This is a genomic window from Niallia laureatilytica, from assembly GCF_046613985.1.
Classification (GTDB): Bacteria; Bacillota; Bacilli; order Bacillales; family Cytobacillaceae; genus Niallia.
The window spans coordinates 202,252-216,468 of record NZ_JBKKHP010000006.1; the positions used below are offsets into that span (position 1 = coordinate 202,252).

Here is a 14,217-nt window from a genome sequence, read left to right on the forward strand (position 1 = left end):
CCTTTCTAATTAAATAAAATAAAAAAATCCTGATTACAAAAAATGATTAAATCATTTTCTGTAATCAGGATTTTATGGTTCCTGGTAGAGACCCTTAAGCCATATTCTTAAGGTTATACAGGGTATTGATATGAAGTTAAATGAGCACTTGTGTAAGTGTACTAGTTCCTAGCTGTTTTTTCAAGTAGTAATTTTTGTATGAGTAAAATTGGCGATAAAAATTTATATTTAAGTTGATAAATACATAATCTCAACAAACTAAGTTAAAAATATTCTTGGTGATCTTAATTGAATTTTGAAAGATGGTTTCTAATCGGCTTTATTATAATTTGTATTTTTGCATTATGGCGATTTATCCCTAAACATAAGTGGAGAGATGCGTGGGTTTTGTTTTTATTCTTACAGGTTATTACTTGGCCGGCCGGCTTATTTACAGTGGAGTTAGGGTGGATTGAGTATCCGACACAGTTATTACCGAATACAAACTCCTATAATAAGTCTAGCTTTTCGTTTGAATTTTTCTTTTTTCCAGTCGTAGCTATCTTTTTTAGCCTATATTTTCCGCGAAGTAAACATTGGCTAATCATTATATTGTATTATGTTGGAATTTCAGGTTTTTTTACCACAATTGAGGTGCTTTTAGAGAAATTTACAGCATTAGTGAAATATATAAAATGGAACTGGTATTGGACATTTATTACCGTGAATATCGCTCTTTTTTTAAATGATAGTGCTTATAAATGGTTTAAAAAAGGTCTAAAACAGGTGCAAATGAATGAAAAATGAACTCATCTTAATCGTCTCGTGGGTAATTTCCATAGGTTTATTACTGCTGTTAATTCCGAAGAAATATCTTAGAGTATCTATCATAGCATTTTTGTTTTCTTCCACAATCGCATGGGCTTATGAGTATATACAGGTATTGTTTGGACTATTGGAATTTCCATACAGAGAGTTTGCAAAGGCGACTAAACTAAGTTTTTCTTTGCATTACGCAGTATATCCTACATTTTTTGTTTTTTTTATTGTTTATTATCCGACAGATAAAAGCACATTAAGAAAATTTTTTCATACCTTTCTATTCAATTTGCTTTTAGCAACCTATACTTTTTTATTAAATAAATATAGTTCGCTCATTGAATTTAAGCATTGGAACTTTTTCTTAAGTGTAGGCATTAACTTTTTTATGTTATATATCGTAAGAAGATTTGTATTTTGGTTTAATAAGGGATTACTCTAAAAAGTTTTTTTCCTTGCTTATCCTTTTTTGAATACATTAACGAGAATGAGTTTTAGGACCAGCCAACTTGAGAGTTCTTTTGTAGGAACATACAATAAAGTCCGCTTTTTGCTCATATAACAAACCGAGGACTTAAAAATACCTTATAACACCCAAATTATATGTCATTACACGAGATAATTTTGATAAAACGGGTATTAACAAATAATAATAAAACATTTTACCAAAGGTTGGTGACAGTCTATTGGAGAGCATATGGGTTTCCATTCTTATTTTATTCATATTAATTATTGCAAATGGAATATTTGCGATGACGGAGATAGCGATTGTTACTTCTAAACAGAACAGACTCGAAAGAATAAAAGAAAGTGGCGATTTACGGGCAGCGTATGCCTTAAAATTAGCGGAAGATCCGAATCAGCTGCTGTCAACTATTCAGATTGGTATAACGTTAATCGGGGTTGTAACTGGTGCCTTTGGAGGAGCAACGATTGCCAGTCAACTAGCTGTTTACGTCGAGAAAATAGAAGTGCTGTCAAGATTCAGTTATGAAATAAGTTTTATCATCGTTGTTGGTTTATCTACCTATTTATCATTAATTATTGGAGAATTGGTGCCGAAAAGGATAGGGATGGGAAATCCAGAGAAGGTTGCTTGTCTCATCGCTAAACCCATGTATTATTTTTCAAAAATAGGCAAGCCGATTATTTGGTTTTTAAGTAAATCGACAGAACTAGTGTTACGCCTCTTAAGAATTAAACCTGCTGCTGAACCAGATGTTACGGAAGAAGAAATCACTCAATTAATTGAACAAGGTGTATACAGCGGAGTGGTTCAAGCGATTGAACAAGATCTTGTAGAACAAATCTTTTACTTAGGAGACAAGCGCCTTGGAGATATCTTAACACCACGTACGCAATTAGTGTGGATTGATTTAGAAGATTCGTTTTCAGAAAGTATTCGTGTGATGGAACAGAGTCCTTTTTCTAAGTTTCCAGTTGGAAAGGGGAGTCTAGATGACTTTAAGGGGATAATTCATACTAAAGATGTTTTTTCCAAAATGGTTGCAAACCAAGATTTCCAATTAGCTGATTGTATAGAAAATACATTAGTGCTGCCAGAAGCAATGAAAGTGTATCAAGCTCTTGAAAGCTTGAAAAATGCTGGTCACCATGAAGCGATTGTTATTGATGAATACGGAGGAATAGAAGGTTTTGTCACACTTCATGATATTGTGGAGAATATAGTTGGAGATATGCCGGAGAGAGAAGATGAAGCGGAGCCTCATATCATTGAACGAACAGAAACATCCTGGTTGGCAGATGGGCTCGTTTCCATCGATACTTTTCTAGAGTATTTCGGGTTAGAGAAAACAGCAACAGATATAGAGAATAAACGGTATAACACACTTGGCGGATTGATCACCAATAGCTTAGGAAATATACCGAGAGTGAAGGATACAATTCAAATCGAGGATTTAGTGTTGGAAGTAGTCGATATGGATCAATTTAGAGTGGATAAAGTATTGATTTCAAAACAAGAAAAAACAGAGGATATATAAAGAGTGAAGATGACTGTTCGCAGTCATCTTTTTTATCATCAAAAACTAGAAATTTCCTTTGCTTTCATTTGTAAGCAGGAAATATAATAAAAGGATAAGATTTAATAATTTTCAATAGTCCAGATGTCGTTAAAGGTGGATAGTTACATGGAACTGCAAAATAAAATATTAGAGCAACATGGTGTCTTTCAACGTTTTTTTGACTATCATCCAGACGGAATCATTCTTATGGATATGAACGGTCAAATGGTAGACGCAAATGCTGCTGTTTTAAATATATTTGGTTATACAAAAGAAGAGCTGTTAGAAATTCCTTTAAAGCAGCTAATGAATGGCACTGCTGACAATTCTCGGCAAAGATTAGCCATTCCGCATAAACAGGGGCAGCTTTTATATGTAAATTTGACAGTTATACCCCTTATGAGTGAAGGAAAAGAAGTTGGCAAGATGCTTACATTCGAAGATATTACCCAATACTTGAAACAGAACAGGGGATTATTAAATATACAAGAAATGTTCACACTCATTTCTGAAAAATCCCAAAATATTATATCTTCCTTCTCAAGCGACGGAATGTTTACATACATTTCACCAACTGTGACGGCACTGCTCGGTTATACACCAGAGGAGGTTATTGGACAACCACAGATTAACTTTAATCATCCTGATGATTATGCCAGGCTGCTTGATACTCAGAATACTTACCATATTGATAAGGATACAGTACGATTTACGGGACGAGTTCTGCATAAGAATGGTGAATATCGCTGGTATGAAACAACAGTTGAAGTTATCCGTGATGAGTCTGGGAATATCCTGCAAAAGATTGGCGTCGGTCGAGATGTGACGGAACGCAAAGAGGCTGAGGAACTAATTTCCCACCTTGCGTATCACGATTCTGTCACAGAACTGCCAAACCGAAGATTATTCAAACAAAAAGTCCAAGAGCTGCTTGATGATAGTAAGCAGCAAGTTCATGGGCTGATGTTGATTGATTTGGACGGGTTCAAGTTCGTTAATGATAATTTTGGCCATGAAATAGGTGATCAGCTTCTAATTGAAGTAGCGAACCGACTTTCCGCTGCCATTGGAAATAAGGGATTGGTTGCTCGCTGGGGCGGGGATGAATTTACAGTTATTTGCGCCAATATCGAAAACAAGGCTAATCTCCAATTGCTCATGGAAAACATTAAGAGAGCAATTTCAGCACCACTTATTATTGAGGGCAAACAGCTAAAGATTGGTGCAAGCATCGGTTTATCAATCTCTATAGTGGATGGTGACTCTGTTGAATTACTGATTAAAAAAGCAGATGCGGAGATGTACCGCGCCAAAAATCAACTAAAATGAACAGAATAAGAAACGAGGTTTAGAGGCTGTCACCATATTCTTGCATGACAGCCTTTAAATATATTTGGAGGGAGAGATATTATGGAAACTATCATTTCGGCCATACATAAAGAAAAGGCATGGGAGCTTAGGCATAAGGTGATGTGGCCTGAAAAGCATTTTGACTTTATTAAGTTAGCTGATGATGATACAGGAATCCACTATGGGCTTTTTAAAGGAAACGACCTAGTTTCGGTTATTTCTCTGTTTGTTTCAGATGAGGAAGCTCAATTTCGCAAATTTGCCACACTTTCAGAAGAACAAGGCAAGGGATATGGCAGTGCATTATTGCAATATGTACTAATGGAAGCAGAAAAGCTTGGCATAAAGAAAATTTGGTGTAATGCGAGAAAGAATAAAGCGGCTTTTTATCAGAAATTCAGTTTGCATGAAACAGGCGAAAGCTTTAAAAAAGAAGACAAAGAGTATGTGATTATGGAAAGAGAAATTGGCTAAGCATTATTTGCATTTTGTTCGCTAGAAGGGCTGGCATTTGGGAGATAATTCTTGTTGGCATATTGCTGGTGTTACTTGAAAAACTAAGCACTTAATAAAAAAACAGCCTAATCCCCCACATTCTCTCCTTTCCCAATACTAACCTCTAAAATGGTTTTAAAACCCAATTGGTTATTAATTCCTAGTTATTAAGCTCTGAATAAAATAAATCTAGCTTCCTAGTACGAAAGGTTTAAGATTGTATGGTAAACTAGGTAAATATAGTGATATCATATCGTTTTGAGTTAATTTCGACAAAGTACTAAAGAGGATGCAACAATGAAAAATAAAAAATTAAAATCTATCTTTCTTTTATCCATTCTTATAGTAGTAATGTTTATGATTGTTAATATCTTTTCTTCCTACTTTAATATAAAAAAAACAGCGGTAAACTCCGTTGTGAATCAAAATATAGAGGCTGCCAAATCAATTGCTGCCTCAATGGATACAGAAACCTATAAGTTATTTCTAAGAAATCCAGTGAAAAACGAATATTATTATGAAGTGAAGGGTTATTTAGAGGATGCCAGGGAAAAAAACGGTGCACTTCATGTGTACACACTATTAGTTAATAATCCTAATGTATCAAGAGCAATGATTGTCGCCATGTCAGATGAGGAAAAGGAGGAATTTCCAATCGGGGGCATTTGTACTGTTCCAGAAGAACAAGTTAGAATGGCCTACTTTGGGAAAATTTTTTCCACAAACATTATTTCAGACCCGATTTATGGTGATTATTTAACGGTTGGCGTGCCGATTAAGGATAAGTCTGATGAAATTATCGGCTATCTTGGTATTGATATAAGTGCAGACATTGTTAATAATATTAGTGATAAAGCATTAAGAAGCAGTATTTCAAGCTTTGTGTTTAATGGTCTATTTGTTATCCTGATGGTTGCCGCTTTTTTTGTTCTGCAAAATTGGTATTCACGAGAATTAAAAAAGGAAATAGGCGATACAGAGGATACCTATCAAACTGAACTGCAATCATTAGTGTCATCTGTTCAATCCTTACGCCATGATTATTCCAATCATATTCAGGTCGTTCATGGTTTACTTAGACTTGGCCAAACAGATAAGGCACTTGAATACTTATCCATTCTTGCTAAAGAAATTCATATGATTAAATCTATTGCATTAGATGTTAATAACCCAGGACTTTCGGTTCTGTTGCAAACGAAAAAGCTGGCTGCCCAAAATCATCAAATACATATTGAGTTTGAGGTAGTCCAAGATTCATATTCTACTTTAACGACAACAGATTTAATTAAGATATTATCCAATTTAATAGACAATGCGATTGATGCTACAACAGAATTGCCAGAGCAGAAAAGAAAAATGAAGATTGTGTGTAAAGTCGATGCTAAACACTATATTTTTGAAGTAGCTAACACTGGAAATCCTATTCGGGATAAGGATAAAGACCTTATTTTCAAAAGCGGCTACTCAACAAAAAAAGAACAGCACGGAAAACTGCGAGGACAAGGTCTGTTTATTGTAAAGGAAACTGTAAGCAGGTACGGTGGAGAAATAGCTATTACCTCTGATAATAATCAGACAATCGCAAGAGTCACTATTCCGATAAATAAGGGTAACTAAAATAAAGTTTTTTAGGAAAAACGTCAGATTTTCATCTGGCGTTTTTTTACTTTTCTCCACTTAAGTGTAAAGATGTCTTTACATATCCTAGTTGGTTTGCATATAATAAGTGTAAAGATATCTTTACTTCCAGTGTGGAGGCATGTATATGAAAGTGGTAAACCATATTCGCGAAATTCGTTTGAAAAAAGGGATAACTCAAGTTAAATTAGCGGAGGATTTGCAAATTACTCGACAAACTGTCAATGCAATTGAAAAGAATAAGTATAATCCCAGCCTTGAGTTAGCTTTAAAGTTAATGGAGTATTTTGATGTTCCAATTGAAGAGTTATTTTATTTGGAGAAGACGAAAGGAGAGTAGTTATGAAAAAAAACAAGCTGCTGATAATTGCTTTAGTCTTTATGGTTTGTTGTAATCTAACAGGCGGATTGTTAGGAGTATATTTAATTAGAGGTGAAACAGGCGGATTTGACTATGACTTAGCTGGTGCTGTCGTAGTTGGTACAGCTATAGGTCTGTTGTTTTATTTCATTGCTGCTAAGTTATCTAAAAAGAGAAATGGTAATGTTCCAGAGGTTGATGAACGCAGTATTATGCTTTTAAAGCGTTATTTTATGATAACACTTTATGTTATCTTATTAGGAAGCGGCGCCGCATTAATAGTTGTCTACTCTATGGGTATTCATTTAATTGAAACAGGGCTGCTGATCGTCTGTTTAGGAGTAATCTATATTGTCGTTATTCTTGGCGCCTTTGTTATAAAAAGACTATAAATTATATTAGAAAGAGGTAAGTCTGTGATTTTAAAACTTAATGAAGAATCGATAGAAGAAATCAACGAAACACTAAGAAGAACTAATTTTGCCAAAATCGATTTTAAAAATAAAACATACTTTCTTGCAAAAGAAAAGGTTAGAATTCCAAAAGGCTCAAAACCAATGGAGGTATTTGCATATCTTAAAGAAAAAGATGAACTCGTAACGGAGTTTGCTAAGAAGCATGCCGAGGAAACCGAAAGCCGCTTTGTTACGATCGGTCGAAGTGTGAATTTACGAGAAATGGCTGTGCAGGGCTTTATGGTATACACTTACTTTTTTCCAGAGCAAGAAGAAGATATCCAGTTTTCAGAAACGGTGATTGATGCAGCCAACAGTCATTTTTGGGTTGTTTCACTGGCTCCATGATTTTAAAAAATAGTATATACTGACAAGACCTTTCTGCTATCGAGTAGAAGGGTCTTTTTAAGTTTTAAGTCAAAACTAAGAATAATTAGAGTAACAGTATAGAATAAATAAAATGCCATAAAATAACATGGTGGATTAGAAATCGGCATAAAGGGGAAATAACATGATTACAAGAAGGCATTTACTATTTAATTTATCCATTATTATTTTCCCGTGGCTCACTTTGCTGTTTATCGGGAAGAAAAGCTTTAAACGCTACTCTGTTTCAGGTATTTTTATTGTCGTGTTTGAAATCATTAATCATATTTATGGACATAGACGGAATTGGTGGAAAACATACGATGGCCATAAATCCTTCTTAAAGGATGAACTTCCTTTTAGTGTTGGTCCATATATGCCCCTTTCTATGTGGATTTTAAAATATTCGTATGGAAACTTTAAAAAGTATGTGTTGCTTAATCTCCTTTCAGATGGACTGTTTGCCTTTTTGTTAATTGATATTTTAAAAAAATATCGGATTATTAGTTTAAATGGCTTAAATCATATTCAGTTTTTTATATATTTAAATTACAAAGCGTACTTATTATACGGTGTGCAGTATTTATATGAGCAGACGAGACGATAAAAAAACAAACCTGTCCAACTAAAGCAAGTGGACAGGTTTGTTTTTTAACAATCACCTTGTTTATTTACATGCAGCGGCGGAGGTACAAGCCAGCCTTTGTCTTTGTTTAAACGAAGCATTTTTGCAGCAAGGGCGGTCTTTTGAGTATGAAATTGCTCATACATCATCCCAACATCTTCTCTAATGGCTTTGGCCATAATCTGGCTCATTAAAACAAGCCCTGCAGCTAAATCAAGAGATAATGCACTAGCAACAGCAGGGTCAGGAAGTCTGGCACCTACGGGGATATCTTCTAAGCAAGCCTCTGGCGGTTCTGGCATGCTTGGAGGTAAGCCAATTCCATTTTCTTTCAAGATTTTTTCTAATTGTTCTTTTTGCTTTTTGCATAAATTGATTGCTTCATCCAGCAGCTCTTTCAAGTCATCGTCACCTGTATGGTTTTTCATGATCTGATAACTGCCAATCATACCATTAGCTCCAAATACTGATGACCAAATATCGTAAACTTCACCATAATGCAGTGGTTCATCTTTCGGATTGCCGCTTAAAATACCCATAATAATCCTCCTAATTTAGTTAAACTATTTACTTAATTAGATTAACCACATTTTTTTTTATTATTTGTCGGAATGTAGATAAAAGTGAGGTTGTTTTCTGCCGAAACAATAGAAAGGAGATAATACTCTTTATGTGATATGAAAATCATGTCGAACAATATTTTTTTCGGCAAAAACCGACAAAATATGATAAATATAGAGTATAATTATGTCAAATTTAGCATTTTTACAAAACTGCTCCTAACTTGGAAAGGTAGCCAATATGAGTATATTAAAAGATTTTTTACTACAAATGACGCTAATGGTGTTGCCCATATTTATTTATTTCACAATTATCACTGAACGAGTAAAGAGTGATAGAAATAAGACGATACTAATGACCGTATTATGGGGAATTTCAATTTTGTTATGCATGTCCTTTCCGCTGAATTTTGGTGAAAACAGATTGGATATCAGAATTATTCCTTTACTATTTGGGGCGTTGTATGGAGGATTTTGGCCAGGCATTTTACTATCTGGTCTAGTTATTGTCTACCGTCTTAATTTTGGGATCAGTGCAGGTTTTTACAATACAGTATTAGTTCTGCTCTTAACGATGCCGGTTATTTTCTTTTTCCAAAGATTATTTATTCGTTCATCAAAAGATAAGAGGGTTATGATCGCAGTAGGTCTTTCCTCATATTATTGTCTTGTTGGCCTCACTTTTTTAGGAGTAATCCGTGGATTTTCTTTGGATACATTGAAAGTACAGATTATTCATCTATTATTTGTTGTATGTGTAACGTGGTTTTTTACGATGTTAAATGAAACAATCAGAGAGATACAACAGCTGCGCCTTGAGTTGCAAAATGCGGAAAAATTACGAGTAATAAGTGAACTTACAAGTGTCTTTGCACATGAAATTAGAAATCCTATGCAAGTTACCCGAGGTTTTCTGCAGCTTCTAGATGATCCCGAATTCCCAGAAACTAAAAAGCAGTATATTAAGATTTCAATAGAAGAATTAGACAGAGCAAACGACATCATCAATGATTTCCTATCATTAGGTAAGCCTGCCATAAATAATAACGGAAAAATTAATGCCGCACACCAGTTAGAACGGGTAATTAATATTCTTGAAAACTATGCTTTAAACAATAATGTCCGTATAAAAACAGATATGACGGACGAATGCTGGATATTTGCCAACTCCCAAAAATTGAATCAATCATTAATCAATATTTTAAAAAATGCCGTTGAAGCTATGCCGCACGGTGGAACGGTCTGGATCACTTGTTCAAAAACAGCTGACGGTCAAATTAAGATCAGTGTCAAAGACGAAGGGATAGGCATGACGAAAAAACAAATAGACAGTCTAGGATCGCCGTTTTACTCCTTAAAGGAAAAAGGAACAGGATTGGGAATGATGGTAAGCTTTCAAATCATTCATTCCTTTCATGGTAAAATTATGGTGAACAGTGAAAGAAGCAAAGGGACAGAATTTATTATTTTATTGCCGGCAATCTAGTATTTGAAAGGCAGCTGCTGTAAAAAGCAGCTGTTTTATTAATAAGCGGGTATAATGCTTAGTTGCTAGTTGATTTGATAGAGACATTACTAAGTTGATAAATTCTATCGGATAAAGCAGGTAAATATAAAAAATAATTTTAAAAATATCACATAATCTAGAATCTGCACATATAATAATGTAACCGTTTTCATTATGTGTGAGGAGGTATTTATGTGAGTAAGCTTAATACGTTTTTAGAAGAAAAAGTAATGCCTGTCGCTGCGAAAGTAGCTGAGCAAAGACATTTACAAGCATTAAGAGATGGTATTATCCTTTCTATGCCCCTTATTATTATCGGTTCTGTATTTTTGATATTAGCAAATCTGCCTTTTCAAGGTTATTTAGATTATATGGCGGAGCATCCGAAGCTTAAAGCAAGCATTCTTTACCCGTATCGAGGATCATTTGAAATCATGGCATTAGTTGCAACCTTTGGTATTGCCTATCGGCTGGCCGAATCGTATAAGGTCGATCCGCTCGCTTCTGGAGCCATTTCGCTAGCTGCCTACTTTGTAGGAACACCTTTTGTTTCCTATGTAATTGGGAAAACGCCAGAAGGGGTTGATGTGGTTGAAACAGCCTATCAAACCGCCCTTTTCACAAGTAAAGGATTGTTTGTTGGAATGATTATAGCAGTATTATGTACAGAGATTTATCGGAAAATATTGCAGAAAAACATCGTAATCACATTGCCAGACGGAGTTCCACCTGCTGTTGCGAAGTCGTTTACCGCTTTAATTCCTGGATTTTTTGCGATTTCTGTAGTGTGGATTTTACGACTAATCGTTGAAAATGTAGGGGATTTTGGCAGCTTGCATAATATCGTGACAGTATTACTGCAAGAGCCATTAACACAAATAGGAACAAGTTTGTTAGGAACAATCTTTATTTTCTTCCTTATTACTTTGCTGTGGACGACAGGATTGCATGGCGCAAGCATAGTTGGTGCTGTAATGACACCAGTTTGGCTGACGTTAACAAACGAAAATGCCATCTCCTTTGGAGCAGGTGAACCTGTAGAGCATATTGTGACAGATCAATTTAATGACATCATTTTTATCGGCGGCTCTGGAACAACCTTAGGATTAGTGCTGGCCATGTTATTTTTTTCAAAAAGCCAGCAAATGAAACAGCTTGGACGGTTAAGTATAGGCCCAGGTATCTTTAATATTAATGAACCAATTATTTTCGGTATGCCAATTGTACTAAACCCTTTAATGATGGCACCATTCGTGTTGACACCAATTCTGTCTGTTATAGTCGCCTATGTTTCTATGGATATAGGACTTGTTGCCAAGCCAATCGGTATTGTGCCGCCATGGACGATGCCGCCAATTATTCAAGGCTATTTAATTACTGGCAGTATCTCAGGAGCAATCCTTCAATTAGTCATTATTCTGCTTTCCTTTATCATTTACTTCCCATTTTTTAGAATATGGGATAAACAGAAAGCCGAGGAAGAAAATTCGGTATCTGGGAAAGAGTAAGTTATTTGTACGTGTCCATTTATGGGCGCGTATTTTTTTATGGAAGTATTACATCATTCTGACTAATTAAGAGCAGGTGAAGGGAATTTCTTACATACTATAGAATTAAATAATGAACTTACTTTTTTAAAGGAGAAACAAAATGAGTCAAAATCATATAGAGAAAGAAACAGATAGAAGGTTTGCTGCTCAAAAATGGGTGTTATACTTGTTGTTATCATTTATTTATATAGGCTTTATTTGCTCGCAAGTTGAAAACATCCAAGCTCTTTTCATTCATAATGATGCACTTCTCGAAATGCTGAAAATACCTATAATTATGGCCGTATATGTAGTGCCAATTCTATTCATCCTCTATCTTTATTTGTTCATTAGGACTTTGCTGAGGAGAGGGAGGCGTTATAAAAGAATCAGTTTTAAAGCAATATTCATCATTGCGTCTCTCTCTGTCATTATCTATATTACGGCATATCAATCCACTGAAATGGTTACTTTTGGGGCGTATACAATCAAAGAAAAGTTTGAAGAAGATAGAAGATACTATGTTAAAATAGAAAATAAAAAGCTGAATGTATCCTTTAATGAATTTCAATTGGTAGAAGAGAATAAAACATACATTATACAATATGCCTGGAATGAACGAACTCCAGAAAAGGGACGCTTACAAACAATCGAACAGACAAATGATTGAATGAGTCTGTGCCGGTATTGTAATTATTATGTCCTCTTTTTTACTGTCCTCCACTTAAGTACAATCCTGCTTTAACATTGCACCATACTATAAAAGAAGTATGGGAATTTAAAGGGGGAAAAATAGTTGAGTAACGAGATTGCCATATTTAAAACACCAAAAGGGCCAAAAGGGAAGCTGTTGACAGGCAATTTGGCTGAATTCCGAGCAGATCCGCCTGCATTCCTTGAAAGAATGGCGGCTGAATATGGTGATGTTGCAAAGTTTCGTTTAGGTCCTTTGAAGAATGTCTTCTTAGTATCAAATCCGGATATGATTAAGCAAATCCTGGTGACAAAGCAGAAAAACTTTGTTAAATCTGATGATTTTAAAGCATTAAAACCAATCTTCGGTGAAGGTCTGCTCACGAGTGATAAAGACTTCCATATGCGGCAAAGGAGGCTGATCCAACCAGCATTCAAAAAATCTCATATCATGGATTATGGACAAGATATGATAGATATAACGAATGATTATTTATCAACATGGAAAGACGAGGAAGAACGAATTATCACGAATGATATGATGAACATAACACTCGGAATTATTTGTAAAACAATGTTCAACATGGACTTTAAAGAAGGCTACAAGGTCATCGGAAAACCGCTTGAAACTGCTTTAATATTAGCAGTTAAACGAATGAGAAGCCTTAAAAAAATGCCGTTATGGGTTCCGACAAAGCTTAATCGTGATACGAAGAAGGCGATAAGGGAACTCGATTCTGTCGTTATGGAGATAATCCAGAAACGCAGAAAGGACCCAGTTAAGCATGAGGATATGCTTGGTATTTTAATGGATGCCAGAGATGATGTCGATGGCATCGGGATGACAGACAAGCAGGTGCGAGATGAGGTAATGACTATTTTTATTGCAGGACACGAAACGACTGCCAACGCACTGTCCTGGACATTGTATTTATTATCTCAGCATCCGGAGGCTGAAGAGAAGTTATTTAGTGAAATAGAAAGTGTACTAGGAAAAAAACCACCAGCTCCTTCTGATTTTATGAAATTAACCTACACACAAAACCTCATTTGGGAGTCCTTGCGTTTGTATCCACCATCCTTTGTAACAAGCCGGAAAGTGGATAAGGATGTTGAGATTGGTGAATATCGCTTTAAAAAAGGGGATATGATTCTTGTCAGTCAGTATGCGATGCATAGAAAGGCAGAATACTTCCAAGATCCGGAGTCGTTCATACCAGAAAGATTTGAAAATAATTTTATTAAGACAATTCCCCAATATGCATTCTTTCCGTTTGGCGGAGGACCAAGAGTATGCATTGGCAATCACTTTGCGATAATGGAGGCAGCGCTTGTCCTTGTTTCTGTAGCTCAACGGTTCAAATTTAAATTAGCGCCAAATCATCATCCAATTAAAACATTTCCATCCATTACACTTAGGCCAAGAAGCGGACTGCGAATGATTCTGCAAAAAAGAAATCCTTCCTAAAAATCTGCTCCAGCATGTATTCTTAAGACGGATAGATGCTGGATTTCTTTAATCCAGCTAAAAAATTCTCAAAAGTTGTGACTCATTGTAGTAAAGTATAAATATAAGACAAAGAAGGAGGGCTAACATGGCAGTTATTGATTTACAAAACAGCATCATCCGTAACATCATCGAAACAGAGATATTCGTAACCGTATTTATGGGAAAAAAAGGTGTTCCAATCAGATGTAAGATTAAAGGGAATGATACATACACATTATTATTAGAAGTAGATGGTAAGCAGCAGTTAGTCTTTAAAAGCGCTGTCAGCACAATATCTGCAGGGAAACAACTAATAAAATTTTAAAA

At 35.4% G+C, this 14,217-nt stretch carries 16 protein-coding genes and 1 riboswitch; of the genes, 15 read left to right on the plus strand and 1 reads right to left on the minus strand.

Features of this window, described 5'->3' with window-relative positions:
- Positions 1–41: 41 nt before the first annotated feature.
- Positions 42–141: riboswitch (purine riboswitch) on the minus strand.
- Between the two features lie 147 nt (positions 142–288).
- From ACLIJJ_RS16410 to ACLIJJ_RS16455, 10 genes are all read left to right on the plus strand, one after another.
- Positions 289–786: a CBO0543 family protein gene (locus tag ACLIJJ_RS16410; RefSeq protein ID WP_411229089.1), complete on the plus strand. Its 498-nt coding sequence runs from the start codon at positions 289–291 to the stop codon at positions 784–786.
- Positions 776–1,240, plus strand: a complete 465-nt coding sequence (locus ACLIJJ_RS16415; protein ID WP_341080694.1) for a CBO0543 family protein — start codon at positions 776–778, stop codon at positions 1,238–1,240. The genes ACLIJJ_RS16410 and ACLIJJ_RS16415 overlap by 11 nt, the downstream gene beginning before the upstream one ends.
- A gap of 244 nt (positions 1,241–1,484) precedes the next feature.
- On the plus strand, positions 1,485–2,801 hold the full coding sequence (locus ACLIJJ_RS16420; protein ID WP_411411307.1) for a hemolysin family protein: 1,317 nt from the start codon (positions 1,485–1,487) through the stop codon (positions 2,799–2,801).
- A gap of 147 nt (positions 2,802–2,948) precedes the next feature.
- On the plus strand, positions 2,949–4,151 hold the full coding sequence (locus tag ACLIJJ_RS16425) for a diguanylate cyclase domain-containing protein (RefSeq protein WP_233315397.1): 1,203 nt from the start codon (positions 2,949–2,951) through the stop codon (positions 4,149–4,151).
- An 81-nt stretch (positions 4,152–4,232) separates the two neighbouring features.
- A complete protein-coding gene (locus tag ACLIJJ_RS16430; RefSeq protein ID WP_233315396.1) occupies positions 4,233–4,646 on the plus strand; it encodes a GNAT family N-acetyltransferase in 414 nt (137 codons plus the stop codon).
- Positions 4,647–4,964: 318 nt separating this feature from the next.
- On the plus strand, positions 4,965–6,284 hold the full coding sequence (locus ACLIJJ_RS16435; RefSeq protein WP_341080700.1) for a GHKL domain-containing protein: 1,320 nt from the start codon (positions 4,965–4,967) through the stop codon (positions 6,282–6,284).
- A 148-nt stretch (positions 6,285–6,432) separates the two neighbouring features.
- Positions 6,433–6,645 carry a helix-turn-helix transcriptional regulator gene (locus ACLIJJ_RS16440; protein WP_233315394.1) on the plus strand — a complete coding sequence of 71 codons (213 nt, stop codon included), beginning with the start codon at positions 6,433–6,435 and terminating at the stop codon, positions 6,643–6,645.
- A gap of 2 nt (positions 6,646–6,647) precedes the next feature.
- Complete coding sequence (locus ACLIJJ_RS16445; RefSeq protein WP_411411308.1) at positions 6,648–7,058, plus strand: hypothetical protein; 411 nt, start codon at positions 6,648–6,650, stop codon at positions 7,056–7,058.
- A 24-nt stretch (positions 7,059–7,082) separates the two neighbouring features.
- Entirely contained in the window at positions 7,083–7,469 is a 387-nt protein-coding gene (locus tag ACLIJJ_RS16450) for a hypothetical protein (protein WP_411411309.1), read from the plus strand.
- A gap of 163 nt (positions 7,470–7,632) precedes the next feature.
- A complete protein-coding gene (locus ACLIJJ_RS16455) occupies positions 7,633–8,094 on the plus strand; it encodes a hypothetical protein (protein WP_233315391.1) in 462 nt (153 codons plus the stop codon).
- Between the two features lie 44 nt (positions 8,095–8,138).
- Here the strand turns inward: ACLIJJ_RS16455 and ACLIJJ_RS16460 are convergent, their stop codons facing one another.
- The gene (locus ACLIJJ_RS16460) at positions 8,139–8,651 is read right to left on the minus strand and encodes a DUF3231 family protein (RefSeq protein ID WP_233315390.1); all 513 of its coding nucleotides are present in this window, start codon (positions 8,649–8,651) and stop codon (positions 8,139–8,141) included.
- Positions 8,652–8,913: 262 nt separating this feature from the next.
- Here ACLIJJ_RS16460 and ACLIJJ_RS16465 point away from each other — a divergent pair, with 262 nt between their 5' ends.
- From ACLIJJ_RS16465 to ACLIJJ_RS16485, 5 genes are all read left to right on the plus strand, one after another.
- The gene (locus ACLIJJ_RS16465) at positions 8,914–10,158 is read left to right on the plus strand and encodes an ATP-binding protein (RefSeq protein ID WP_233315389.1); all 1,245 of its coding nucleotides are present in this window, start codon (positions 8,914–8,916) and stop codon (positions 10,156–10,158) included.
- Between the two features lie 215 nt (positions 10,159–10,373).
- The gene (celB, locus tag ACLIJJ_RS16470; protein WP_233315388.1) at positions 10,374–11,687 is read left to right on the plus strand and encodes a PTS cellobiose transporter subunit IIC; all 1,314 of its coding nucleotides are present in this window, start codon (positions 10,374–10,376) and stop codon (positions 11,685–11,687) included.
- A 142-nt stretch (positions 11,688–11,829) separates the two neighbouring features.
- Positions 11,830–12,378 (plus strand): hypothetical protein, encoded by a 549-nt coding sequence (locus ACLIJJ_RS16475; protein ID WP_411229076.1) that lies wholly within the window; start codon positions 11,830–11,832, stop codon positions 12,376–12,378.
- A 126-nt stretch (positions 12,379–12,504) separates the two neighbouring features.
- Entirely contained in the window at positions 12,505–13,869 is a 1,365-nt protein-coding gene (locus tag ACLIJJ_RS16480; RefSeq protein WP_411411310.1) for a cytochrome P450, read from the plus strand.
- Positions 13,870–13,996: 127 nt separating this feature from the next.
- Positions 13,997–14,215, plus strand: coding sequence for an RNA chaperone Hfq (locus ACLIJJ_RS16485; RefSeq protein WP_411411311.1), 219 nt, complete (start codon positions 13,997–13,999; stop codon positions 14,213–14,215).
- Positions 14,216–14,217 lie beyond the last annotated feature (2 nt).